This is a genomic window from Azospirillum argentinense (assembly GCF_000632475.1).
Lineage (GTDB): Bacteria > Pseudomonadota > Alphaproteobacteria > Azospirillales > Azospirillaceae > Azospirillum > Azospirillum baldaniorum.
Map to the genome: position 1 here is coordinate 1572501 of NZ_CP007794.1, position 23428 is coordinate 1595928.

At 71.1% G+C, this 23428-nt stretch carries 22 protein-coding genes (1 of these 22 running past the window's edge); 1 reads left to right on the top strand and 21 read right to left on the bottom strand.

Features of this window, described 5'->3' with window-relative positions:
• Positions 1-207 carry the start of a DUF1489 family protein gene (locus ABAZ39_RS21200; RefSeq protein ID WP_040134732.1) on the bottom strand. Its footprint begins 222 nt before the window's first position, so 207 of the gene's 429 nt are visible here — the first part of the coding sequence; the start codon lies at positions 205-207; its stop codon lies beyond the left edge, outside the window.
• 102 nt (positions 208-309) lie between these two features.
• Entirely contained in the window at positions 310-753 is a 444-nt protein-coding gene (locus ABAZ39_RS21205; protein ID WP_247875153.1) for an acyl carrier protein, read from the bottom strand.
• Between the two features lie 12 nt (positions 754-765).
• Between ABAZ39_RS21205 and ABAZ39_RS21210 the strand changes: the two genes are divergently transcribed.
• Positions 766-1665: a DMT family transporter gene (locus ABAZ39_RS21210; RefSeq protein ID WP_040134736.1), complete on the top strand. Its 900-nt coding sequence runs from the start codon at positions 766-768 to the stop codon at positions 1663-1665.
• Positions 1666-1686: 21 nt separating this feature from the next.
• Here the strand turns inward: ABAZ39_RS21210 and modC are convergent, their stop codons facing one another.
• From modC to ABAZ39_RS33240, 19 genes are all read right to left on the bottom strand, one after another.
• Positions 1687-2778: a molybdenum ABC transporter ATP-binding protein gene (gene modC, locus ABAZ39_RS21215; protein WP_040134738.1), complete on the bottom strand. Its 1092-nt coding sequence runs from the start codon at positions 2776-2778 to the stop codon at positions 1687-1689.
• A complete protein-coding gene (modB, locus tag ABAZ39_RS21220; RefSeq protein WP_014198586.1) occupies positions 2775-3443 on the bottom strand; it encodes a molybdate ABC transporter permease subunit in 669 nt (222 codons plus the stop codon). The genes modC and modB overlap by 4 nt, the downstream gene beginning before the upstream one ends.
• A 34-nt stretch (positions 3444-3477) precedes the next feature.
• On the bottom strand, positions 3478-4224 hold the full coding sequence (modA, locus tag ABAZ39_RS21225; RefSeq protein ID WP_051658320.1) for a molybdate ABC transporter substrate-binding protein: 747 nt from the start codon (positions 4222-4224) through the stop codon (positions 3478-3480).
• A 24-nt stretch (positions 4225-4248) separates the two neighbouring features.
• Positions 4249-5040, bottom strand: a complete 792-nt coding sequence (locus ABAZ39_RS21230; RefSeq protein WP_014198584.1) for a TOBE domain-containing protein — start codon at positions 5038-5040, stop codon at positions 4249-4251.
• A gap of 416 nt (positions 5041-5456) precedes the next feature.
• On the bottom strand, positions 5457-6188 hold the full coding sequence (locus tag ABAZ39_RS21235) for an SIMPL domain-containing protein (RefSeq protein ID WP_040134740.1): 732 nt from the start codon (positions 6186-6188) through the stop codon (positions 5457-5459).
• 96 nt (positions 6189-6284) lie between these two features.
• The gene (locus ABAZ39_RS21240; protein WP_040134742.1) at positions 6285-7238 is read right to left on the bottom strand and encodes a ligand-gated ion channel; all 954 of its coding nucleotides are present in this window, start codon (positions 7236-7238) and stop codon (positions 6285-6287) included.
• A 26-nt stretch (positions 7239-7264) separates the two neighbouring features.
• Positions 7265-7852 (bottom strand): TIGR00645 family protein, encoded by a 588-nt coding sequence (locus ABAZ39_RS21245; protein ID WP_081863192.1) that lies wholly within the window; start codon positions 7850-7852, stop codon positions 7265-7267.
• Positions 7849-8406 (bottom strand): Hcp family type VI secretion system effector, encoded by a 558-nt coding sequence (locus tag ABAZ39_RS21250; RefSeq protein ID WP_040134744.1) that lies wholly within the window; start codon positions 8404-8406, stop codon positions 7849-7851. The genes ABAZ39_RS21245 and ABAZ39_RS21250 overlap by 4 nt, the downstream gene beginning before the upstream one ends.
• A 3-nt stretch (positions 8407-8409) precedes the next feature.
• A complete protein-coding gene (tssA, locus tag ABAZ39_RS21255; protein WP_040134746.1) occupies positions 8410-9513 on the bottom strand; it encodes a type VI secretion system protein TssA in 1104 nt (367 codons plus the stop codon).
• Positions 9514-11491: 1978 nt separating this feature from the next.
• Positions 11492-13546 carry a type VI secretion protein IcmF/TssM N-terminal domain-containing protein gene (locus ABAZ39_RS37095; RefSeq protein WP_247881676.1) on the bottom strand — a complete coding sequence of 685 codons (2055 nt, stop codon included), beginning with the start codon at positions 13544-13546 and terminating at the stop codon, positions 11492-11494.
• Positions 13547-13561: 15 nt separating this feature from the next.
• Positions 13562-14440 (bottom strand): DotU family type IV/VI secretion system protein, encoded by an 879-nt coding sequence (locus ABAZ39_RS21265; protein ID WP_040134750.1) that lies wholly within the window; start codon positions 14438-14440, stop codon positions 13562-13564.
• Positions 14441-14448: 8 nt separating this feature from the next.
• Complete coding sequence (tssK, locus tag ABAZ39_RS21270) at positions 14449-15792, bottom strand: type VI secretion system baseplate subunit TssK (protein WP_035678847.1); 1344 nt, start codon at positions 15790-15792, stop codon at positions 14449-14451.
• 27 nt (positions 15793-15819) lie between these two features.
• A complete protein-coding gene (locus tag ABAZ39_RS21275; protein WP_051658321.1) occupies positions 15820-16269 on the bottom strand; it encodes a hypothetical protein in 450 nt (149 codons plus the stop codon).
• A gap of 5 nt (positions 16270-16274) precedes the next feature.
• Positions 16275-17051 carry an SPOR domain-containing protein gene (locus ABAZ39_RS21280; RefSeq protein ID WP_040134757.1) on the bottom strand — a complete coding sequence of 259 codons (777 nt, stop codon included), beginning with the start codon at positions 17049-17051 and terminating at the stop codon, positions 16275-16277.
• A 217-nt stretch (positions 17052-17268) separates the two neighbouring features.
• Positions 17269-17784, bottom strand: coding sequence for an SPOR domain-containing protein (locus ABAZ39_RS21285; RefSeq protein WP_040134759.1), 516 nt, complete (start codon positions 17782-17784; stop codon positions 17269-17271).
• Between the two features lie 10 nt (positions 17785-17794).
• Entirely contained in the window at positions 17795-18355 is a 561-nt protein-coding gene (locus ABAZ39_RS21290; RefSeq protein WP_051658322.1) for a lytic transglycosylase domain-containing protein, read from the bottom strand.
• Between the two features lie 200 nt (positions 18356-18555).
• Positions 18556-20580: a SpoIIE family protein phosphatase gene (locus ABAZ39_RS21295; protein WP_040134761.1), complete on the bottom strand. Its 2025-nt coding sequence runs from the start codon at positions 20578-20580 to the stop codon at positions 18556-18558.
• Entirely contained in the window at positions 20577-22520 is a 1944-nt protein-coding gene (locus ABAZ39_RS37100; RefSeq protein ID WP_051658323.1) for a hypothetical protein, read from the bottom strand. Before ABAZ39_RS37100 ends, ABAZ39_RS21295 begins: the two co-directional genes overlap by 4 nt.
• Positions 22517-23269 carry a hypothetical protein gene (locus ABAZ39_RS33240; RefSeq protein WP_051658324.1) on the bottom strand — a complete coding sequence of 251 codons (753 nt, stop codon included), beginning with the start codon at positions 23267-23269 and terminating at the stop codon, positions 22517-22519. Before ABAZ39_RS33240 ends, ABAZ39_RS37100 begins: the two co-directional genes overlap by 4 nt.
• Positions 23270-23428 lie beyond the last annotated feature (159 nt).

The window sequence follows — 23428 nt, forward strand, 5'->3', positions numbered from 1 at the left end:
CACCCGCTGGCGGGCGGCAACGGAACCGCGGACCACCCAATAGATCGAACCGCCGGCGAGGATTTCGTCCCCGTGCTTCGGCACGCGGCGCGTGAAGACGGGAATCATCGACCGGCCGTCGACGGCCTGCGCGCGGCGCGCCTGCACCGCCGCCAGATGGTCGAGGTCGTCGATCCCGACGGCGAGCTTGATGAGATGCAACGGCATGAACGGCTCAGGGAGAAAGGTTGGCAGGACGGGTTCGCTGCCGGAGATGGGAATCCACGGCAGCGTTTCCAGCCATGCGCTGTTGAAAGCGAGACGCGCGGGTCAGGCCGGCACGTTGTTGAGAGACCGGCAACGCTCTTCGAACGGCGGGGTGACGAAGTCCGGCTTCTTGAAGAGGCCGCGCATCCAGGCCGTCAGCGTGCAGAGGTCTTCCAACCGCACGGTTTCGTTCAGGGTGTTCTCGGGGAAGGTCAGCTCAAAGGTTTCGGCGATGTGGTCCAGCACCTGTTCGAGCTGCTCGGCTGTGAGGCCGATTCCGCCGTCCAGCACGGCGTTGCGGGTCAGGACCTTTTCATCCACGCCGTATTCGTCACGGATCAGCTTCACGATCCAGCGGAACAGATGCATCCAATTGGTGATCCCGAGGATCGGCTCCGACATACCCCGCCCCTTGTGTACCGCGACCTTGGCGCGAAGAATGACACGTATTCTTTGCAAATTCATTGCGTGAAAATGCCGCTTCCGTAAGGCGGCGGCGGCGATCATAGAATGCGGCCCATGCGTGCCGCTTATCTCAACCTCGCCCTGTCGATGACCCTGGTCGGCCTGTCCGTTCCAGCGTCCAAGGTGATCGTATCCCATATCCCACCGCTGGTGGCGGCAGAAATGCGCTTCGCCCTGGTCGCGGTGCTTCTGGCGCCCTTTGCCCTCAGGGGTGGAACGGCGGCGCTGCCGCGCAATGGCCGGGACTGGACGAGCCTCACCCTGCTCTCCCTGTTCGGCATGGTTCTGTTTAACCTGTTCCTTCTCTATGGGTTGCGCGAGACCAGTGCGGTGGCCGCCGGGATCATCACCAGCACCATCCCGGCCATGACGGCTCTCGGGGCGGCGTTGATCCTGCGCGAGCGGATCGGAGCCGGCAGCGCCGCGGCCATCGCTTTGGCGGTCGTTGGCATGGTGGCGCTGAATCTGCGCCCCGGTGGCGGCGGTGGACCCGACGATTCCGTCGTCGGCAACGCGCTGGTGCTGGGCGCGGTGGTGTCGGAGGGGCTGTACGGAGTCTTCGCCCGGCAGCTCGGCGGGCGGATTCCGCCTTTGGCGCTGACCTGTCTGGCGAATGTGCTGGCCGCGGCGATGATGACGCCGGGTGCGCTGGCGACGCTGGGCGGCTTCGATCCGGCCGCGGTGCCCGGCTGGGTCTGGCTGCTGTTCGTGGCGTCCGGCCTGACCGGCGGCTTGCTGGCGGTGGTGCTGTGGATGCGCGGGATCGCCCATGTCCCGGCCAACCGGGCCGGGCTGTTCACCGGGCTGATTCCGGCGGCGGGCGTGCTGGCCGCCGTGCTGTTCCTGGGAGAAGCCTTCACGCTTGCCCACGCCGCCGGGCTGCTGTGCGTTCTGTTCGGAATCGCGATGGGGACGGGGGCGCTGCGCCTGCCCAAGCGCTTCACGCCGAGGTAGCGAGCAGCGCGTCCATCCGAATCACATCGATTCCTGGACCAGGGCCACCCCCTTGACCTGGGCATAGACCGGCTGGCCCGGCGACAGCCCCAGGGCGTCCCAGCTCTTGCGGGTGACGCGGGCGAGCATGCGCGCGCCCCTGCCCTCCTCGCCCAGGGCCACGACGGCCATGATCTGCACCTCGTCCTGCCGCTCCGCCGCGACGATGCGGGCGGGAAGCGCGTTCAGGATGGTGCTGCCCTCCGGCGGGTTGCGGGCGAGGCTGACGTCGGACGCCGCGATGCGGGCGCGCCGCGCCGTTCCCTGCGGCCCGAGGTCGCCCGGAACGAGCAGATGGCCGCCGTCCAGCCGCAGCAAGGTCAGGCCGTAGGCGTCCTCCCGCCCCGCCACCACCGCGGGCAGGGTCACCCCGGCTTCGGGCATGCGGGCGATGGGCAGGGTGGGATCGGCCTGAAGCTCCTGCATGGGGCCGGCGGCGACGACGCGCCCCTGGCGCAGCAGCACCAGATGGTCGGCCAGCCGCTCGACCTCCGCGATGTCGTGGCTGACATAGAGGACGGGGACGGACAGAACGCCGTGCAGCCGCTCCAGATAGGGGAGAATCTCCTCCTTGCTGAAGCGGTCGAGCGCTGCCAGGGGCTCGTCCATCAGCAGCAGGCGCGGTTGCGAGAGCAGCGCGCGGCCGACGCCGACCCGCTGGCGCTCGCCGCCGGACAGATGCTCGGGCGAGCGGTCGAGCAGATGCCCCAGCCCCAGCAGATCCACCACATCGTCCAGGCGGATGTGCTCCGGCACGCCGCGCCCCACCGTCCGGCGATGACCGAACAGCAGATTGGTGCGCACCGACAGATGCGGGAACAGGCTGGCTTCCTGGAAGACGTAGCCGATGGGCCGCTTGTGCGTCGGCCGGAAGGTCCGCCCCTCCTGCCAGACGTCGCCGTCCAGGGCAAAGCGCCCGTTCAGCCGCTGCAATCCGGCCGCGCAACGCAGCACTGAGGTCTTGCCGCAGCCGGACGGGCCGAACAGCGCCGTGATGCCGCGGCCCGGCGCCTCGAACGCCACGTCCAGGGCGAACTGGCCGAGCGTCCCGTGGAAATGCACCGACAGGCTCATCGCCCGCCCCGCCCGATGCGCTTCTCCAGCATCATCATCGTCAGGATCACCGTGAAGGAGAAGACCAGCATGCCACCGGCCAGCAGATGGGCCTCGTCCCATTGCAGCGTCTCGACATAGTCGTAGATGGCCACCGACAGGACCTTGGTCTGGCCGGGAATGTTGCCGCCGATCATCAGGACGACGCCGAACTCGCCCATGGTGTGGGCGAAGCCCAGCACGGCGCCGGTCAGGAAGCCGCGGCGGGCCAGCGGCACCGCCACGGTGAAGAAGGTGTCGAGCGGCGAGGCGCGCAGCGTCGCCGCCGCCTCCAGCGGGCGGTCGCCGAACGCCTCGAAGGCGTTGCGGATCGGCTGCACCACAAAGGGCATGGAGTACAGCACCGATCCGATGACCAGCCCTTCGAAGGTGAAGGCCATGGAGCGGGCGCCCCACAGGGAGGCCAGCCACCCGCCGGGGCCGTTCGGCCCCAGCAGCATCAGCAGGTAGAAACCCAGAACCGTCGGCGGCAGGACCAGAGGCAGCGCCACCACCGTGGCCACCGCCTCCTTCCACCAGGCTCCGGACCGCGCCAGCCACCAGGCCAGGGGGGTGCCGACGATCAGCAGGATGACCGTCGTCAGCGCCGCCAGCTCCAGCGTCAGGATGATCGGTTGCCAGCTCATCGGCGGGCTGTCCTTACCAGGGAGGCCGGCATGGTCAGTTCGGCGCCCGCGTGCCGTAGCCGTACTTGGAGATCACCGCGGCGGCCTCCGGCCCCTTCAGGAAGGCGAGGAAGGCCGTGGCGGCCTCGTTGCCGGCGCCCTTCTTCAGCAGGACGGCGTCCTGGAAGATCGGGTCGTGCAGCGCTTCGGGCACCGGCCAGCGGGTGCCGTCCGGCTTGGCGATCACCTGGGACAGAGCCACGAAGGCCAGCTCGGCGGCGCCGGTCTCGGCGAACTGGAATGCCTGGGCGATGCTGTTGCCCTGGACGATCTTCGGCTGGATCGCCTCGTAGACGCCCATCTTCTTCATCGTCTGCACGGCGGCGAGGCCGTAGGGCGCGGTCGCCGGGTTGGCGATCGACAGCTTCTCGAAGGCGCCCTTGCGCAGCGTGTCCTCGCCCAGCGGCGCGTCGCCGGCCTTGGTCCACAGCACCAGACGGCCGACGGCGTAGGTGAAGCGGGACTCCGGAACGGCCAAGCCCTCCTCCACCGCCTTCTTCGGGGTCTCGTCGTCGGCGGCGAGGAAGACGACGAAGGGCGCGTCCTGCTTGATCTGGGCGTAGAACTGGCCGGTCGCGCCGAAGCTCAGGACGGCCTTGTGGCCGGTCTTCTGCTCGAAGGCGGTGGCGATCTCCTTCGCCGGGGCGGTGAAGTTCGCGGCGACCGCGACGTTGAATTCGTCGGCCCGGGCCGTCGCCGAGACGGACAGCAGCGCGACGGCGGCAAGCAGGAAACGCGTCATTCGAAAACTCCTTCCGATCTATCGTCAATCCACCGCAAGAATGATGTGCGATGCGTCGATCAGCGCGCAGGCCGGGTCGCCGGGCTTCAGGCCGATGTCGTCGGCGCTGCGCAGCGTGATGATGGCGGTCAGCGTCTTGCCGCCGCCGATGTCCAGGGTGATCTCGCTGTTGACCGCGCCGTCCTCGCGGCGGGCCACCACGCCTTCCACGCGGTTGCGCATCGAGGTGCGCTTCGCCTCGTCCGCCGGGGCGAGGATCACGAAGGGCGCCTTGATCAGAGCCGTCGCCGCGCGCCCCGGGAACAGGCCCAGGTCGCGCACGCTGTCACGGGTGATGATCGCGACGATCGAGGTCTGGTCCGAGACGGCCAGGGTGACTTCGGCGTTCACCGCCCCGTCGGTGATGGCGGTAACGGTTCCGCGAAGGGCGTTGCGGGCACTGGTGCGCATGAAGAATCCCCACATCAGGCTGGCCGCTGAGAGGCCGGTGCCGTTGAGTTCCGGTTCGAGCACCTGGAAGGCGCGGACCATCTCGCTCTGCAGGCGGTGGAAGGTGGCGACCAGCCGCACGCCGTCCGGCGTCAAGGCGGTTCCGCCGCCGCGCTTTCCGCCGGCCTGCGCCTCGACCAGCGGGCGGCCGAACAGGTTGTTCATGGCGTCGATGGCGTCCCAGGCCGCCTTGTAGGTGACGCCAACCGACCGCGCCGCTCCGGAGATGCTGCCCTCGCGCCCCACCGCCTCCAGCAGCCGGATGCGCTCCGCGCCGATCGGCGACGCGTGCGGCCCGGCGAACGACACCTGCGGTTGGACGGACATGAGCGGGCACCCTGAATTCGCTATATACGATGGCTATATAACCATGCTCGACGCAGGTGAACTAGCGCTTTCTGCCGGAATCGTCATTTTTGAGGAATATCGGCGAGGGGATGCAGGGAGCCGATCTGAACAGCCGATCAACCCACGAAATGCATCGAGCAAACGATGCACGACATCTGCCCATTCTGCCGATTTTCTGAGCGTATTTTGGCAGAGGGCGAAGGTTTATTGTTCGCTTGGCGGCGCAATCGACGGATTACAGAAACAGGATTGTCAGTTTCCGCGCCATCACGATCCATAAGCCACCCGCAGGCCGTGCCGCCCGCCGCCTTTTGGGCAGCGGACGGCCAGATGCGGCGAATCCAATATATAGATGACCTATACAGCGAGAAGGCGGGCGGAGCACTGCCGCCCCATCAATCCACCAGTTCCCAGTCGAGTGTCGACACAACGCGGACGATCTTGTCGATCTGCCGGCTTTCCATGATGCCGGGAGCTTCGTCGCGGGCGAGGATCTGGAACAGACCCTGGTTGGCGCGGCGGATGCCGCCCAGAGTGGCGCCGCTGTCGGTCGCGAACTGGGTTGCCGCTTCGCGCGCCTTGGCGGTCGCCTCGGCAATCATCTCGGTCTTTACGTCGTTCAGCCGCGTGAACAGGTAATTGGGGCCGGAGCCCATGCCCGGCTCCCCGCCCAGGGTGACGCCCTGGTCGAGCAACTCCGCCAGATTCTGGCTGGCTCGATCGACCCGCTCCACGTCCGGGCTGCGGATCATCAGAGTGCGGGTGAGAATGTAGCGCTGGTCCGCCGGCCCTTGGCGGTAGGCCTGGGCGAGCAGGTCCACGAGATCGAGCGAGCGCGAGACAACGGCGTCGGCACCCAGCCCGTAGCGTTCCAAAAAGGCCAGCACGGCCTTCTCGTCCGCCGCCGTCTTCGTCTGGACGGCCGAGAGATCATCGCCGGTGGCGACGAAGCGCACCGGCCACAGCGCGAGGTTCGCCTTGACCTCGCGCTCCGCGGAGCCCTTCACGGTGACGAAACGGTCGGCCAGCCGGACCTGGGCGACCTCGCGCCCCGCCGACCAGCCCGCCACCGCGATCCCGATGGCGAGAAACGTCGCCGCAGCCAGCGCCGTCCGGTTTCCGATCATCCCACTCTCCCTCATCGCTCCACGCGGAGGATGACGGAGGATTGTGGCGAAGCTCAGGCCGGAACGGCGCCCCCCAACTGGATCACGGCGCCAGACTCACACCGTGGTCAGCCAGACGCACAGCAGCGCGTAGGCGACGGGGAAGATCACCAGGGACCAGCGGTCCAGGATCAGGGCCTTCGCCGCGTTCCGCTCGTAGATCATCAGCGACACCGCGCTCTGCATCAGGCTGAGGAAGATCATGCCCATGGAGGCGAGGTTGACCCGGTCCGACAGGGTGAAGCCGCTGCTGCGCGGCAGGTCGCTGGCGATGACGAAGTAGCAGGCGACCACCGCGAACAGCGCGCCGATGCCCAGGCCGAAACGGGGGTCGAGGTCCACCGGCTTCACCAGGAAGGCCAGGAAGGCCACCAGCGAGGAGATGAAAATGGTCGAGAAGGTCTTGATGTAATAGACCGAATCCGGCCGCTCCAATGTGATCGCGTGGGTGTAGCGGGAATAGACCGACTCGTGGTTCTTCGGCAGGGTGATGTCGCCGTAGTTGGTGCGGTAGCGATGCGCCGAGATGGTGGCGCCGTTGTTGATCAGCGTGTAGCCGGAGACGTCGACGTCGGGATCGACGGTGCTGTTGTCGGTGTCCGGCACATAGACGACGTATTCGGCCGTCTGGTCGCTGTCCTCAATCACCAGACGGATGGTCTGGGTGTCCAGGGGGAAGCGGCTCACATCCCAGGGCTGGTTCAGAACGGCTTGGACGCGCGCCTGCCCGTAGTTGGTGTCCTTCAACTTGCGGACCGGGGTGGGCGTGCGGGATTCGATCCGCCCGTTCATCAGCTCGAACGTCTCCAGCGGGTTCAGGGAGTCGTCGTCCCAGCGGAACCAGACGTAAAAGTCCACATTGACCTGATTGTCGCGGAGGTTCACCCCGGTGATCTGGTTGACGTAGGTGCCGACCACCACCTTCGCCGGCCCAGGGGGCGTTTCCGCCCTCGACGCTCCGGGCAGGCCGGTCAGAAGGATGGCGAGGAACGCCAGCGCATACCGAATCATGATGCCCTCTCCTTTCCTGCCGGATGTCAGTGCGCGTGGCTCTTCTTGACCAGCACGTCCATGGTCGCCAGCAGGACACCGGAGACGATGAAGGTGACGTGGATGGCGACCAGCCACATCAGGTCGCGGTCGGAGACCTCCGACACGTTCATGAAGGTCTTGAGGATCTGAATGGAGGAGATCGCCACGATGCTGGCGATCAGCTTCACCTTGAGCGCGCTGAAATCCAGCTTGCCCATCCATTCCGGGCGGTCGGCGTGGCCGGCGACGTCGATCTTCGAGACGAAGTTCTCGTAACCGCTGAAGATCACCATCAACACGAGGTTGCCGACCATCGTCAGGTCGACCAGCCCGAGCACGATCAGGATGATGTCGTTTTCCGTGCCGTGGATCAGAAGCGGCAGCGCGTGCACCAGCTCCAGCGCGAAGCGCCAGCCGATCATCAGCAGCGCTCCCACCAGGCCGACATAGAGCGGCGCCAGGAGCCAGCGGCTCTGGAACATCACCTGCTCCAGGAAATGCTCGGCCCGGCGCGCCGGACCGCGGCGCCCCTCGCCGTTGCGGGACAGGACGGTGGTGTCGCCGGTCAGGGCCGACGGGTTCGACTGGGTCATGACTTGCTCGCCAATGTGATGTCGCCATGGATTTGGCCGATTTTCCGGCCATCGATTTGATGCTGGTAGGTCATCTGCAGCTGGTCGAAGGCCAGCGAGATGGTTTCGGTGCCGTTGCTGCTGTCGTCGTCGTCGACCGACAGCACGTACTCCGTGATCTGCGTGTTCTTCAGGATGATGGTCAGGTACGGCTCGGCGAAAATGTCGCTTTGGCCGAAATGCTCGCCGCCCTGCAGTTGGGCGAATGTGCGGAAGAAGTAGATCTTCGCAGTGACGTCCTTCTTCTGCGGATCGAAGGCCGCCCGCATCAGCTTGGGCGAGGCGAGGTCGAAGTGCCGTTCCAGCTTCAGGCTGTCGACGCCGAGCTTGTCCTGCTTCTGCGCCTTGCGACTGCCGAAGTAGGAGTTGTCCTCGATCGGGTCGTCGTAGTTGAAGCCGCCGACCTCGCGCTTGCCCGACGACAGGTCGAAACTGACGCAATCGGCCAGATTCTTGTAGTTGCGGATCAGCGACTCGCCCTTGATGCCGGGGTAATCGAGCAGGATGCGGGGCATGGCTCAGTGCTCCTCAAGCCGCAGAAGGCCGAAGATCCGTCCGACCTCGCCGCGGTCGCCCAGCAGTTCGGCGTAAAGCTCCGGCAGGGACAGGTTCCCCCAGGCGGCGGCGCGGCGGACGAGGTAGGAGGTCGGGCTGTGCGGCTCCTCCCGCGCCAGGAAATCGGCGATCTGGTGCAGCATCGCGTAGGCTTCCTGTCGGGTCCGCGGCCCGCCCGGGCGGGCGAAGGCGGCGGCGGGGATGATCTCGGCGGACGCGTCGATGGTGGCCCCCTCCTCACCTTCGGCCTCCTCCGGCGCGGCGGAGGCGCCGTCCGGATCGATGCCGCGCTTGGCGAGCGCTTCGCGGTGGAACTGGATCAGGCTTTCCAGAGTCTTCAGAAGCTGGCTGAAGCCGGGGGCGGCGCGCCCGGCCACGGCGTCCAGCTCCGCCGCCAGGGTTCGCACCGCCGTCACCGTGTCGCGCAGGTGACCGTGCTGGGTCTGGTAGAAGTCCGGCGGGGTGCGGTCCTGCGCGGCGAGGATCTGCTCGACCGTCACCTCGCCGTCGTCAACCGCCGCGTGGAAGGCGCGCGGGTCGCGGGTGGCGAGCTTGCGCAGGCGCTGCGCGTTCTGCCAGTCCTGGAAACGGTGCGTCTCGTCGGTGTGTGGCCCCGGCTGGGTGATGGCGGTCGCCATCAGGTCGCGCGACAACTGGCTGTCCAGCCAGACCAGCGGGGCCAGCCGCGGCTCCGGGTCGCCGTCGTCCAGGCGCGGGTAGAGACCGTCCCAGAAATCCTCGACCAGCCCGTGGACCAGCAGAAGCCCCGGCGCCAGCCCCGCCGGGCCGTGCAGGTGGCCCAGCGCCTGGACCAGCCACGCCGCGACCTGGAGGTCCTTGGTGCGGGTCTTCAGCAGGTCCGAGGATTGCTGGACGACGCCCTTCCAGTCCGCCTTCTTGACGGTGGTCTGCCAGATGCCCTGGTCCAGATCGTCGTCCATCCGGCGCGCCTCGGTCAGCGCGTCGAATTCCGGGCCGTGGCGCAGGTCGTCGCCCGCCGGATCGTCGCCGGGGATGGGCTGGAGCAGGGCACCGATGTCGATCAGAGGGTGGGGCGTGGTGGTCATGGAACTGCTCACGGGAAGCGTTGGGCCGCGGGGCGGAGCATCGGGGATTGGGACGGAGGGGTGCCCAGATCGAAGAAGGCGCGATCCGCCGGAGCCACCGCCCCGGAGGGCGCCGGCCATCCGGCCAGACCCGGCATCCGCCGCATGCTGCCGACCGGGGCGAGCGGCGGCGCCTGCGCAGGCAGCGCCGGCACGGCCACCTTCTCCTCGCGCGGCGGCTTGCCGTCGGCCAGGACGGTGCGCTTGACCGCCAGAGTCATGAAGACCCGCACGTTGGGCTTCACCACGGGTTGCAGCACCGCCTGCACGGCCGGAGCGATCGGCATCGGGGCAGCGGCGGCGGCTTCCTTGACCGGGCCGCTGGCCGTGGCTTCGAACAGCAGCAGCGGTTCGGTGTCCGGACCGGGGCGGCGGTCGCGCTGCGGCGCGGCCTGTCGGCTGGCCAGGGCGAACAGCGCCCAGGGACCGTCGTAGTCGAAGCGCAGCGAGGGTCCGTCCACCGACGCCCCCGCACCGACGCCGGACACCGGCAGCACCGTGCCGTCCTTCGCCCAGCGCAGTGTCACGCTCAGCTTGTCGCCCGGATACCAGCGCAACGGCGTCCGCGGCAGCATGCTGGACAGGGAGCCGTTCGGCGTGGCGAGCTTCCATTCGATGATGTCGCTGCCCCCGGCCTCACGCCCGCGGTTGACGCGGAAGGCGGGGTCGAGCGCCAGACCGCCGCTCTGGTCCGGGGTCACCGCGGCGATCAGCAGCGGACGCGCCCGCTCCATGGTTTCCACGAAGCGCAGCGCCTCCCGCCCTGCGGTTCCGAAGCGCTCGCCGCGACGCAGCCCCTCCAGCACAAAGGCCGAGCGCGCGTCGAACCGCTCGTAGAAGGCGCGCACCGCCGCCGGGTCCGCCTCCTCGCCCGCCACTGCGGCGGCGGCGAAGGGGAAGCGGCCGGCTAGCATCTCGTTGAACGAGGCGGCCATGTCGACGTAGGCGTCGTAGACGCGGGCGTCGGCGGCCAGCACGCAACGCGTGGCGATCCACTGCTTCAGCTCGGCCAGACGGCTGCGGAAGAAGTCGTCGGGCACCCCGTCGATGGCGCCGAGATTTTGGCAGCCGGCGGCGTCCACCGCGGCGCTTTCCACCGTCACGAATTTTTCCAGCTGCGCCAGGGAACTGTTCGGGCGCCCGCCGTCGTACTTGTCCAGCTCGGCGATGATGCGCGCCCATTTGGCGGCGGCGCCCGACCCGGTCCCGGCGCCCATCACCGAGCGCTCCAGGATCTCCACCACGGGGGCGGCGATGTCGCGGGCAAGCACCGTCACCTCCTGCCGGGCGTTGCCGAGATAAAGCGCCAGCCCGGCCGGCGTGGTCTGCCCGAACAGCAGGTGCGGCACCAGCGGCCCGTCCACCCAGACGTCCAGCGCGTGGGCGTCGGGCCGGTAGAGCTGGTCGCCCTCCAGCAGCCGGTCGGCCTGGGCCAGAACGGCGTTGGCCTGCCGGGCCACCGTGTCGCGGATGGTGTCGGCGGAGGTGGTCAGCCCGATCTGGCGGAAGGACTGCATGGTTTCGGCCAGCACCGGGAAGGCGGTGCGCAGCGCGTGGGCCGAGGCGCGGAGCTGCGCCAGCCCACCGGCCCGGTCCACCCCGCCGGCCGCCGGACTGCCGGCCAAAGCGCGGGCGAGGATGCGCTCCACGCCCTGGCGAAGCTGGTGCTGCGCCGCCGCCCGCATGGAGGTGCGGAGCATGGCCGGCGCTTGCGGCAGGTCCTTGGCGTCGAAGAGCAGATAGTCCTCGACCAGCGGCGGGATGCTGTCCAGAGCGGCGCGGTCCCAGCCGGCACCCACGGCGGGCATCGCCAGCGCGCCGGTGTCGTCCGTCTTCATGAAGCGGCGGGCCATCCACACCGCCAGGGTGCGGCGGAGCTGCTCCGCCGCCGGAGCCAAGCGAGCGCCTCCGTTGGGGGCCTGTTCCAGCAGGCGGCCGATCACGGAGTCCAGGCTGCGGGCGCCGACGCCCGCCTCGTCGTAGCGGCGTTGCGCCAGATCCAGGATGTCGGCGCGCAGGTTCGGGCCGAGCAGGTCGGACTTCTCCAGCCGGCCGAGCAGCGCCTCGAATTCGGGGGGCAGGACGGGGCCGTTGGCGCCGATCCAGGCGCCGCGCTCCGCCCCCAGGCCGCGGGCGGCGTCCTCCAGGCTCGACAGAACCTCGGCGTAGGCCGCCGCCGCGTCGGCGCCGGACCGCGCCCCGCCGGCCAGCAGCTCCAGCTCGCTGGCGGCGACCGACAGCCGCGCGGCGGCGAGGCCGCCCATGGCGAGGTCGCGCAGATAGGAGTCGGCGTATTGCCGGAAGCGACGGCTGACCTCCGCCCGGTGGGCGGTGAGCCCAGCGCAAAGTCCAGCACCTCGTCCAGCGGCAGGGTCGGGTCGCGGGCGTCCACGTTGTTGTAGGCGCGGGCTAGGCCCTCGGCGATGCCGATCTCGCCCGCGAAGGCGCGCAGCCGCTCGAAGGCGCCCGCCCCCGCCGGCCCCACCCCGCCGTCGCGGGTCAGGCGGCGCAGCCGGTCCTCGGCGACGTCGCGCACGGTGGACAGGGCCAGCCGGCGGTAGCCGACGGCCAGCGCTCCCGACACCGAATCCGGGACGCCGCTGATCCAGGAGGCCGGCAGCGGGTTGAAGGTCCAGTCGGTGGGCAGCATGGTCACGCCCTGCACGAAGCGGGCGGCCGGATCGCCGTAGGCGGCGGTCATCGGCGCCCCGGCTTCGACCGCCGGACGCTGGTCGGCGAGCTGCTGGAGCCCGCCCGGAATATCGGCCAGGACCGGAACCAGCCGGTCCGACAGGGTGGAGGCGCGCTGCACCCCCATCCACAGCAGCAGAATCGCGGCCAGCGCGGCGGCCCCCGTCCCCACCGGCCAGGAATAGCGGCGCCACGCGCGGGACGCGGCCAGCGCGCGGGTCGGCTTGGGCAGACCGGCCTCGGGGAAAATCTTGCGGTTCAGCAGGTCGCGCCCGAACAGCGCCGCCGCGTCCGGATCGGGGCGGCCGGTGAAGTAGAGGCCGCGGACGTAGAGCGTTTCCTGATAGGCGGTGCGCTTGAAGGCGGTGCCGAGCAGGGCGCGCAAGGCCGCCTCCGTCCCGGTCAGCCGCTCCGTCAGGGCGAACAGCGGGGCGCCGTCCGGCGTGGCCGTGGCGCCGAACACCTCCAGCTCCACCGCCAGCAGGCCGTCCGCCAGCGACTGCAGCGCCTCACTCACGAAGTCGGGGGAGAAGGCGGTCTCCAGAGCGTAGGGGCTCGACCAGCCGAGCATCCCGCCGGTCAGGGACGGGGGCAATGCCTCGGCCAGCGCCGCGAAGCCGGGGGCCTCCTCGCAGCCCGTCACCACCACATAGACCGGCAGGGCGAAGCCCAGCGTGCGCTGGATCTCCCACAGCCGGGCGTACAGCTCCGTCCCGCGCGCGGTGGCGCGGCGCACGTCGTCCAGCTCGGCCAGCGGCACGGTCAGGATCAGCCCGTCGGCGGGCAGCATCGGGCGGCGGCGGCCCAGCAGGTCCAGCACGCCGGCCCAGGCGGCGCGGGGGTCGTCGACGTCGATGACCACCGCCCGGTCGTAGAAGCGCCAGGAGAAGCCCGCGTGCCGCTCGGCGGTCACCGGGGGGCGCACCTCCTCCGCGCAGGACAGCAGGCCGGCGTCATCCGACGCGGCGACGCCGGTGCGCAGGTACCAGGGCACCAGATAGACGTTGCGCGACAGCGTCTCGCGATAGGCGGCCAGACCGTCGCGGAACAGGCGGCGGATGTCGCGGATGGTGACGTCCGGCGCGGTGGCGGCCAGCGCGGGGACCGCCCCGCCCTCCTCCGCCGTCGCGTCGGGCGGCGGCAGGGCCGCCGGTTCCGCCGGGGCGGGCGGCGCCGCGCTGCGGGCGCGCAGCAGGATCGCCGCCATCACCGTGATGATGACCAGCACGAGGACGAGAAGCCCCGCGAAGACCCAGATCTGGTTGCCGGCGATGCCGGACAGGACCGCTGCCAGGAGTTCCATGACCGTCCTCTCCCGTCAGCGGGTCACGCGGACCGATGCCTGAAGCACCGCGTCCGCCGCGTTGGAAAGCTGTGCGGTGGACATCCACCAGAGCGCCTGACCCAGGACCAGCCACAGCCCGGCGATGGCCCCCAGAACCAGCGGCCAGCGCGGCCCGCGCGCCAGCGTGCGCGCCTTGCCGTCGGTCAGCGTGTAGGCGTAGGCGGCCGGGATCAGCGTCCGCCCGCCGGGCAGCACCCCCGCGCCCAGCTCGGACTCGCGGCCGGCGATGAACTCGAACAGGCGGGCGCTGTAGTCGCGCAGGGTGGACTCGCCGCCCGGCACCCGGCAGCGCCCCTTGAAGCCCATGCCGAGCACGCAGAGATAGACCGCCGCCAGCTGGACCAGCCGCCGGTCGTTGCTGGCGAGCAGCGCCTCCATGCGGTCGAACACCCGCTCGCCGGCCAGCCGGGTGCGGAACACCGCCTGTTCCAGCAGCACGCTGCGCCACAGCTCCCGCCCGTTCCACTCCACGTCGTGGATGAACAGGTCGTCGGCCAGCGCCGCCATGGCGTATTGCGCCTCGCGGTGCTGGCTGATCATCAGGTCGGTGCCGGTGCGCCCGACCTGGACCGCCTGCGCCTCCAGGAAGTCCTGAAGGCGGCGGATGATGATCTCGGCGTCGGGCTCCAGCGCCAGGGCCGGCACCGCCGCGGCGGCACCGCGCGGCGCCGGGATCGCCAGGGCGTCCTCGGTCAGGAAGGCCGGCAGGCTGTCCGCCGTCTCCCCAGCGGCGCCCTCGGGCTTCGCGGCGGCGGGACGACCCGCCCCGACCGCGGCGCGGTGCTTCTGGAGTTCCCGCGCGAAGGCGAGGAAGTGATCGACCAGATCCCGGCGGTGCAGCATGGCGGTCATTCCCAGCCTCAGGCGCTGACGAAAAGGGTGATCTCGACGGGGCGGAAGCGGCTGCCCAGCGAGTCCGGATTCCAGATCTCCAGCCGCTCGCCGGGGACGATGTAGCGGGGATCGACCTTGATCTCGAACGGCACCACGCCGCGCGGGGCCGCCACACCGCCCTCGCCGCTGTCGTCCAGCGCGACGCGCTCGGCCCCCTTGACGCGCAGGCCGGACAGCGTCTCCAGCCGCGAGCGGGAGGCGACGATGCAGTTCTCCATCCAGGCGGCGACCTCGCTGACCGGGGCGGAGGCCGGGCCGCGCACGCCGACGACCAGCCGGCCCTTCAGCCAGGCCTCGTCCATCGGCAGCCCGAACATGCCGTCCTCGAAGGTGAAGGGGATGCGGGCGACGCCCTCCTTCACCCGGTCGATCATGCGCAGGATGAAATCGCGCACCTCGCCAAAGCTCGCCATCGGGTCGTCGTGGTCGTAGCGCGACAGCTTGGCCGGCACGGCGCCGCTGGCGAAGGCCGACAGGTGCCCGGCGAGCGTGCACAGCGACATGTAGACGTCGAACGGATGGCAGACGCCAACGCCGAGTTGCGCCTCCAGCGGCGGCAGGCCGGTGACGAGGCTGCGGATCTCCGCCCGCGCCGCCTCGGCCAGTTCGGTCGCCGGGTTGCCGTTGCCCACGCCGGAACGCTCGGCCAGGAACAGCGCCTTCTCGCGCACGCGCCGCACCACCTCCGCCCCCAGCCGGCCGAGCGGCGCGTTGGCGGCGACGGTCATGGCCGGCGGCACGAAATCGGTCAGCACAAAGGCGTCGTTGCGGAAGGTCGCCTGCGCGATCGGCATGGAGACGAACTTCTGCGGCGGCTTCTGCGTCGGGCCGGTGGTGGCGAACAGCGCCAGCCGAGGGCGCAGCCGCGCGATGGACAGCTCCTCCCCGCCATGCTGGTCGGCGACCGGCGCGCCCTCGACCGAGACATAACGCGGCGTCTCCCCCGGCCCCGGAGCGCGGTCGCCGCGGGCGGCGGGAACGATCAGGTGGATGGTGATCTGCGTCTGCCCCACCGGGTCGGCGTAGGCGGAGATGTCCACCTCCAGCGGCTCGTCGATCCCGGCGCGGTAGTCCACGACGAGGCCATCGGGCAGGATCGCCTCCAGCTCCCGCACCTGGACCAGTCCGGAGACGAGCTGCACGCGGTCGACCTGGAGATGGACGACGCCCCAGTGGAAGGGCCGCGCCTGCCGGACATGGTAGGTCAGCTGCCGCTCGTGCCGCAGCGCCTGCTGCTGGAAATGCTGCGGGGCCAGCAGCATCCCGTCGTGCCAGTCGATGGCGTCGGGAATGTCGCGCGCCTCGGTCATGCGGCCCTCACGGAATGGGAAAGAACATCACGGAACCAGTTCGACATCCTTGTCCCCGGCGGTGAGGGTCAGCGTTCGTGTGTCGGGCACGCGCAGGCGGTGCGGTCCCGGCGTGGAATAGTTGGCGAAGACGAGCAAGGCCCAGGCCGGCTCGCCCGGCGGCAGGTCCGTCTTCAGCGTCTGGCCGGGGACCAGTTCCCAGCTCGTCACGCCGAGCGTGGCCGGATGGTCGCGCATCGACTGCTCGCGCTGGCCGAACCACTCCGCAGCGGTCAGCGTCCCCAGCTTGTCCACCAGCGCCTTGTCGCGGACGGCGACAAGGTCGATGGCGACCGGCGTGGTGTCGTTGGCGGCGGGGGCAACCGTGAAGGACACGCTGTCCAGCGCGGCGCGCGGCTTGTCCGCGCAGCCGGCGACCAACAACGCCAGCGTCAGGACGCCGGCCAAACCAAATCCTTTTCCGTTCACCGGAGTCATGGCGTTCAGCGCTCTCCCGCTTCGGCAAGGGTCACGACGGTTCCGGACACCCCGTTCGTCCGCGTCAGCGCGTCCAGCGCGCGGGCGGCCTCATCGGCGGCGGCGTAGCGTCCGGTGCGCACGGCGTAGGGGGCGTTGCCGCCCGGCAGCGGCGCGAAATCGACCGTGCCGCGCACGCCGCGCTGGGCGGCAGCGGCGGCGAAGGACTCCGCGTTGGCCGGGGTGGCGAAACGCCCGAGTTCGATGGCGTAGTGGCGGACCGGCGCCGCCCCGTCCTCCTTCATCGCGTCCAGCCGGTCGTTGAGCGTGTCCTCGACAAGGCCTTCCACGCTGTTCCCGGCGAATTCGGTGACGCGGTAGCCGGTCTTCTCGATGACGTGGGCGGCGGTGCCGGCCATCCAGCCGGGCAGGAAGCGGCGGGCCGCGTCCGCGGCGCCGCGGGTCATAGGCTCGGTCGCCGAAATTGCCCGTCCGCGCGCCTCGTCGCTGAAGATGTCCGCCGTCTCGATCACGCCCTGGCGGGCCTCGAAACTGTCGGCGACGCTGCTGCGTGCCATCGCGCCCAGTCCGCCGCCAGCGGCGCCACCGGCCGCAGGTGCGCCGGCGGATGCCACGGAGGAAGCGGCGGGTGCGGACGCCACCAGCGCGCCACCGCCATTGCCGCCGCCCGTCAGGATCAGCGCCGCCATCACCGCGCCGAGCAGCAGGGCCACGACGGTCAGCACGGCGACGCCGGCGGCCAGAGCCGCCACCTGCCATCGTCCGAGCGTGATCGTGGTCATCGCGGGAATTCCTGGGGAAGAAACCGTCGGATGGACCGCCCGCCCCACAAGACGGCGGCCCAGCCTGATAGAAGCATCCCGGCGGCCCAAATCCGCGCGCTGTCTGGTTCGTTCTGGCGTAGTCCCGCGGGGGTTTCCCGGCGATGGCCCGGAGGCCCGCCCCGTCCTGCGGAGAAGCCCGCAAATCCGGCGGGTTACCCCGTTGGTCCGAACTGGATCATTCGCCGCCGCCGACCTTCGCGGGCTGGGCGGCGGCAAGCGGCTCCTCGACCACCACCCCGCCGATCCCGGCGGTCCGCTCGAAGGACGGGCGGCGCGCCTCAGCCTGCCAGCGATCGGCGAAGGCGCCGGCGCGCACCCGATGCCATTGCCCGCCGGCGGCGTCCATGGTCTCGACGATTTCCACCGGAAGGCCCCGCCCGGCCAGCGCCGCCGCGAAGTCCTGGGCGTTCCCAGCGGAGCGGAAAACGCCGAGTTCGATGGAGAAGCGCGCCGTCGCCGCCTTCACGGCAGCAACCGGACGGACCGGGACGGCGGTCGGTGCGGCTTTCTCCGGCTCCACCTTCGCCGCGTCCTGCGGCGCCGCGGCGGGCGTGGCCGGTGCGGCGTTCGCCTCGGTGGGCGCGGGGTCCTCGGTGCCTCCCGGCATGCTGCCCCCGGCCAGGAAGTAACCCCCGGCAAAGGCCACCAGAAGGAGGAGCAGCGCCAGCACGCCGATCAGAAGTTTCTTCATGGCTCCGCGCTCACGATTCCGGGCCGCCGCACAGCCGGCGCATTTCAGCCGTCTCGCGCTGGTAGCCGAGCCGCACCCGCCGGTCGAGCACGAGGCAGAGGTAGGTGTCCTGCGCCGTCGGGTCGCTGGCGTGGTAGCGACGCACCGCCTCCGTCCAGGAGCCGTGGCGGTCGTACAGCTCCCGCAGGAAGCGGGCGGCGTAGGCGACGTTGACCGCGGGGTCCAGCATGTCGTCGCCCCCCGCGAAGGAACCGGCGTGCCAGCGCGTGTGGATCTGCATGCAGCCGACCGCCACGTCACCGCGCAGGCCGCCCTCGCCATCCTGCATCAACCGCAGCGCCTCGCGCCGTGTCGCCGGGTAATGCGGGCGCCCCGAGACGTTCAGCGCCCAGGGCCAGGGCATCCCGGCCCGCCCGGACTCCACGACGCTCATGGCGTGCAGGATACCCGGCGGGATGCCATAGAGCGCCTCCCCGTTGCGCAGATAGCGGCTGCATTGGAACAGCGCCGGTCCACCGTCGGACGCCGGAGCCAGTTCCGCCACCGCCGGCCCGGCGAGCAGGGCGCCCATCAATCCCAGAACACCGGCGAAAAGGCGCCCCGCCCGCCAACCCCTCTCCCGCTCCGGGAGAGGGAGGGGCCCGCCGCGTCGCGGCGGGAGGGTGAGGGTGCGGCCAAGGAACCGCGCCACCATTCTCGCACGACCCTCACCCGGCGCCATTGGCGCCACCCTCTCCCGGGGCGGGAGAGGGAATGGAAGTGCGCCGGCCCTCATGCCCGCACCCGCAGGGCGACGCACAGCCGGTCCACCGCCATCGCGGCGCCGCCGCCATGCTCGGCCAGACCGGCGGACACCGCGGCGGTGACGCTGGCGGCGGACAGGTCGTCGAGGTTGCCGAGGATGCCGGTCAGCCGCGCCCGCCCGAAGGCGACGCCGAAGCGGTTCTCGCCGTCCAGCAGCCCGCCGTTGCACAGCACCAGCGTCGAGGGCACCGGCAGGTCGAGCGCGGTTTCCACCGCCGTCATCGCCGGATCGAGGCCGAGCGGCGGGTTGGCCGCCACCGGCAGGTCCACCACGTCGCCGAAGCGCCGCAGCAGGAAGGGCTCCGGCACGCCCGCGGCGGCGAAGACCAGCCGGCGCGAGCGCGGCGACACGATGCCCATGGCGAGCCCGATCGACAGACCCGCGGCATTGTCCGCCGCCAGCAGCCGGTTGGCGCCGGTCAGGCAGGCCGCCGGCCCAAGCCCGGCCGCCGCCAGCGTCCGCAGGGCGGCGCGCGCCGTCACCGTCATGAAGCCCGCCGCCAGCCCACCGCCCGACACCTGCCCGATCAGCACCGCCAGCGACCCGTCCGCCGTCAGGAAGAAGTCGTAGAAGCTGCCGTCGAACTCCGCCGCCGGGCGCATCAGGCCCGACGCCTCCAGGTCGGGCGCGGTGGTCAGGTCGGGCGGCAGGATGGCCGCCTGCATGCGCCGGGCGATCTCGAACTGCTTCTGCAGCTCGACAAGCTCGGTGCGGGTGTCCAGCGCGGACTGAAGCTGACGGACCATGCCGTCGAGCGCGGTGTGCTGGTCGCGCACGCGCTCGGCCATCACCTCGAAGGCGACGGCGAGCGCGCCGGGATCGTCGGTGCGTGCGCAGGGCGTCCGGCCCTCCGATGCGGCCTCGATGCGGGCGAGGTCGGCGAGGAGTTCACGTCGCCCCTGCTCCGGCAGGGTTTCGGACAGGCGAAGCATCTGGCGGCGGATGAAGGACTGCTGGCGCAGCCAGTGACGGGCGCGCCGCTCCTCGGCGTCGCGCAGCGCGCGGCTGCGGCTGCGGAAGACCTCCACGGTGCGGGCGAGCTGCCCGGCTTCGTCGGTGCGCTCCGCCCCCAGCACGGCGACGCCGGTGTCGCCCGCCGCCAAAGCCGACAAGGCGGACATGGAGGCGTAGACCGGCGTGAAGACACGCCGGAAATACCAGTCCAGCCCCAACGTCCCCGCCACGAGCACCATCAGCACGACGAGAAGGGCGGAGCTGTCCAGCAGGCTGTCGGCCATGGCGGCCAGCGTGGTCTCGCGCACGGTGACGAGGTACAGCGTGCCGTCCCCCTCCGTTCCCGCCACCTTGGGCAGGCGCAGCTTGCGCACGCCGTAGCCGCGGGCGCCGATGCTCGCCTGCACCTCCTCGCCGCGCTCCGCGGCGGGACGCACGTCGGCCCAGGCCAGCGGCCCGGCGTGACCGTACAACGTGCCGTCGCTGCCGACCAGGAAGGCGGAGCCGCCGAGGACGCCGGCCAGCGCCTCCAGGCTGCCGGTCAGCGGGCGGATGGCGACCAGCGCCCGGTCAGCCGGCCGCTGCGCGCCGAGGGGGCGGGCAAGCAGAAGCTGCGCGGCACCGCCGGTCAGCACCAGACCGTCCTGCGTGTCGTTGCGGGCCAGCACCTGCCCGATGCGCCGCTCGTCGAGAAGGCGGATCGGCTGGTCGGCCGGGACGGCGAGCAGGGTCTGCCCCGCACCGTTGACCACCGTCACCGCCGTGAAGCCCAGAGCGCCGAGCCGCTCTGCCACCGCAGCGGCGTTGCCGCGCTCCAGGGCGTCGGTGAGGCGGGGATCGCCCACCGCCACCCGAGCGGCGGCGGCGGACTGGTCGAGCAGCCCTTCCCACAGCCGCAGGGTCATCCGCCCTTCGTCCTCCGCGTGGCGGGTGGCCCCGCTTTCGATGCGCAGCAGGGCGAAGACCGCAGCGGTGACAAGCACGGCGAGGACCACCGCGGCGGCGGCCACCGTCATGCGCTGGCGAAGACCGGTCATCGCGCGGCCTCCCCTTCGACCGAAACGCGCCGGCGTGGCGTGGCGTGGCGCCACAGGGTCAGCGCCAGCGGCGGCAGCGCGGCGATCCCGGCGAGCAGGGCGAGGGAGGGCAGCGTTCCGGCGGCCACCACCGTGTTGCTTCCGCCGGACAGCCACAGCACGCCGAGCGTCGCGGCCAGGGTCAATGCGGCGCGGACCGCGGTCAGCCCCCCCCAATTCCCCGACGCCGCGAATCCCGCATGGCCGGCGCCAAGCGCCGCGGCGATGCCCAGCGCGACGGCCGTTCCCGGCTCCACCGGACCGAGCGCCAGGAGAAGCCCGACCACCGCCGTCGCCCCCAAACTCAGCAGCCCCGCAGCCCCCCGCGGCAGCAGAACCGCGACCAGCGCGGCGGCCAGCCAGGCCGGAGTGGCGTGCAGCCAGAGGAGTTCCGCGACCCGGCGGGCGTCCATCGCTCCGCCGCCGTCGGCCCGGCTCAACACCGCCAAGGCCAGCGCTGTGACCAGCCACAGCCCCCAACCCTTGGGACGCAGCGTCCCGTCCACCCACCAACGGTCCACCGCCAGCAGAGCGCGGAGGGTCACGCGCGGCAGCGTCAGACCGCTCCGCCGCTCCAGCCGGACGGCGGCCAGCAGACCGGCCAATCCGGACAGCACCGCGCCGGCCATGAGAACGCCCGGCACGCCACCGCCGATGCACAGTACCGACAACCCCGTCCCGGCGACCAGACCGCCCGCGGCGGACACCGCCGGTCCGGCGCGCAGACTTTCCGCGGCGGGACGAGCCGCCTGGAAGGGAAGCGCCGCGGAAAGCCCGCCCAGCACCGCCCCGCTCAGCCAGACAACCACTCCGTCGCCCAACCCGTTCAGCAGCGCCCATGCGCCCAGCGCCAGCGCTCCCGCGACCGGTGCGCGGCGGCCGAGCGCCAAGGCGAGCGGAACCGCCACGGCCATGCCCAGGACCACCCCGCCGAGCGCCACGCCCGGTGGCAGGTGCCGCGCCGCTATGGCCGCGGCGACGGCCGCCCCCACACCGGCGCAGAAGGCGGTGGCGTAGGGCAACGACCCGGCATCCGGCGGTGCCAGCGCGGTCAGCCGGTCGGGCGAGAAGCGGCCCAGCCGCTCGATCCGCTCGATCAGCGGCGCCACCTCCGCCGCGGCATCCTTGTTGAAGCTGAGGTCGCGCACCTCGGCCAGATAGCTGCGCAGGCGGGCGAAGCGGTCGTTCACGCCGGTCACCACCCGGTTCATCTCGGCCAGCAGGGTGCCGATCAGGCTCTGCTCCACCGGCGGGGCGATGCGGTCGTAGGCGGAGCGCGCAAGGTTGGCCTCCAACGACGACGCCAGCCGCAGCGGCGCCATCACCTGGGCGTTCAGCATGGTGCGCAGCGCCAGCCCGCCGAGCGCCAGGGCGATGCTCAGCGCCACCGCGAAGTCGATCAGGATGCGCGGCGCATTGGCCGGCTGCGCCACGGCGCTGCGGCCCAGCAGGACCTCACCCGCCGTCGCGGCGCCCTGACGAATGGGAAAGCGTTGCAGGACCAGCCCGAGCGCGGACCAGTCGGTCTCCGCCGGCACCAGCCGGACCGACAGGTCGGGGCGCGCCGCGTCGGATTTCTGGAACAGCGGGCGCCCGGCGCCGTCCACCACCAGGATCAGCTTGATCTCCGGAAAGACCGCGCCCGCCTCGCCCAGATAGTCGTCCATCCCGGCCATGCGGTCGAGTGGCAGGCCGAACGCCAGCGCCTTTTCCAGGTCATGGGCGATGCCCGTCCCGACGATCTCGGCGCGGGAGGCGGTTCCCCGGTCGGCCAGCCCGGCCGCGGCGATCAGCGCCGCCGCCAGCGTGGCGAGCCAGGGCACAACGACGACCACCGCCATCAGCGGGATGAAGCGCCGCAACACGCTGCGCTGGGGGAACAGCGTCGCCGGGCGGGTCATCGCAGCACCTCCCCGTCGATGCGGGCGGCCTCGGTCTCCGCCGCGCGCAGCCCGGCCAGGACGGCGGACAGCGCCGGATCGGCGACCGCCACGGCGGCGGGTGCGTCGGCCTGCAGCTGCCGCGCATCGGCGGCGTAGAAGGCCGTCCGCTCCAGAACGGACCGGCAGACGCCGGACAGCAGAAGCCGCGTGCCCAGAACGGCGAGAAGCCCGATGGCGGCCAGGAAGACGGCGGTGACCGTCGCCGTCTCGCGCAGCGCGGCCAGAACCTCCACCCGCGCGTCCTGCTGCGGGGCGAGGCCCAGCACGGCGCCGGCGGGCTTGCCCAGGGCGTCGGCCACCGGCACGCCGACCAGAACGCCGTCGCGGTCCGCGAGGTCCCAGGGCTCTGCCGGCAGCCCCGCGGCGCCGCCCATCCAGGAGGCCGGCACCGGCGTTCCCGCCGCCTGGGCGGTGGCGAACAGCACCGTCCCGCGCGGGTCCACCACATAGAGCCGCACGCCACCGCCGCCGGTGGAGGCCACCTCGATCAGCCTTTGCAGGTCGTTCTGGTCGGCGAGTGGAAAGCCGATGGCCGCGCGCTCCGCCGCGCTGGCGGCGACGCGGCTGGCCAGCGCCGACGCGCGCGCAGCGATTTCCGCCGTGTGCGCCTCCGCCACCGCGTTGTGAAAGGCGAACAGGGTGAACGCCTGCCCGCCCACGGCGCACAGCCACAAAACAAGCGCCAGACGCCCGAAACCGTAGAGCATGGCCAGCCTCCCAAGGGTCCGGCTATAGCGGCTTTCCGCGGGGGCATCCCGTTCAGATTGGCCCAACTTGGTCTGATCTGCTTTTGCCGCTTCCCGGCCCCTGCGATACTCCCCCGACCAACCAGACCAAACAACCAGACCGGCCAACCAGAAAGGACG

Coding starts and splice junctions, on each gene's coding strand:
- ABAZ39_RS21295 (WP_040134761.1), bottom strand. CDS start 20,580: ATGACCGGTCTTCGCCAGCGCATGACGGTGGCCGCCGCCGCGGTGGTC.
- ABAZ39_RS21235 (WP_040134740.1), bottom strand. CDS start 6,188: ATGATCGGAAACCGGACGGCGCTGGCTGCGGCGACGTTTCTCGCCATC.
- ABAZ39_RS37095 (WP_247881676.1), bottom strand. CDS start 13,546: ATGGAACTCCTGGCAGCGGTCCTGTCCGGCATCGCCGGCAACCAGATC.
- ABAZ39_RS21285 (WP_040134759.1), bottom strand. CDS start 17,784: ATGAAGAAACTTCTGATCGGCGTGCTGGCGCTGCTCCTCCTTCTGGTG.
- ABAZ39_RS21240 (WP_040134742.1), bottom strand. CDS start 7,238: ATGATTCGGTATGCGCTGGCGTTCCTCGCCATCCTTCTGACCGGCCTG.
- ABAZ39_RS21230 (WP_014198584.1), bottom strand. CDS start 5,040: ATGTCCGTCCAACCGCAGGTGTCGTTCGCCGGGCCGCACGCGTCGCCG.
- ABAZ39_RS21265 (WP_040134750.1), bottom strand. CDS start 14,440: ATGACCGCCATGCTGCACCGCCGGGATCTGGTCGATCACTTCCTCGCC.
- ABAZ39_RS21210 (WP_040134736.1), top strand. CDS start 766: ATGCGTGCCGCTTATCTCAACCTCGCCCTGTCGATGACCCTGGTCGGC.
- ABAZ39_RS21245 (WP_081863192.1), bottom strand. CDS start 7,852: ATGACCCAGTCGAACCCGTCGGCCCTGACCGGCGACACCACCGTCCTG.
- tssK (WP_035678847.1), bottom strand. CDS start 15,792: ATGACCGAGGCGCGCGACATTCCCGACGCCATCGACTGGCACGACGGG.
- modA (WP_051658320.1), bottom strand. CDS start 4,224: ATGACGCGTTTCCTGCTTGCCGCCGTCGCGCTGCTGTCCGTCTCGGCG.
- ABAZ39_RS21280 (WP_040134757.1), bottom strand. CDS start 17,051: ATGACCACGATCACGCTCGGACGATGGCAGGTGGCGGCTCTGGCCGCC.
- modC (WP_040134738.1), bottom strand. CDS start 2,778: ATGAGCCTGTCGGTGCATTTCCACGGGACGCTCGGCCAGTTCGCCCTG.
- ABAZ39_RS21205 (WP_247875153.1), bottom strand. CDS start 753: ATGATCGCCGCCGCCGCCTTACGGAAGCGGCATTTTCACGCAATGAAT.
- ABAZ39_RS21290 (WP_051658322.1), bottom strand. CDS start 18,355: ATGGGCGCCCTGCTCGCCGGGCCGGCGGTGGCGGAACTGGCTCCGGCG.
- ABAZ39_RS33240 (WP_051658324.1), bottom strand. CDS start 23,269: ATGCTCTACGGTTTCGGGCGTCTGGCGCTTGTTTTGTGGCTGTGCGCC.
- ABAZ39_RS21275 (WP_051658321.1), bottom strand. CDS start 16,269: ATGACTCCGGTGAACGGAAAAGGATTTGGTTTGGCCGGCGTCCTGACG.
- modB (WP_014198586.1), bottom strand. CDS start 3,443: ATGAGCTGGCAACCGATCATCCTGACGCTGGAGCTGGCGGCGCTGACG.
- ABAZ39_RS21250 (WP_040134744.1), bottom strand. CDS start 8,406: ATGCCCCGCATCCTGCTCGATTACCCCGGCATCAAGGGCGAGTCGCTG.
- ABAZ39_RS37100 (WP_051658323.1), bottom strand. CDS start 22,520: ATGACCCGCCCGGCGACGCTGTTCCCCCAGCGCAGCGTGTTGCGGCGC.
- tssA (WP_040134746.1), bottom strand. CDS start 9,513: ATGACCACCACGCCCCACCCTCTGATCGACATCGGTGCCCTGCTCCAG.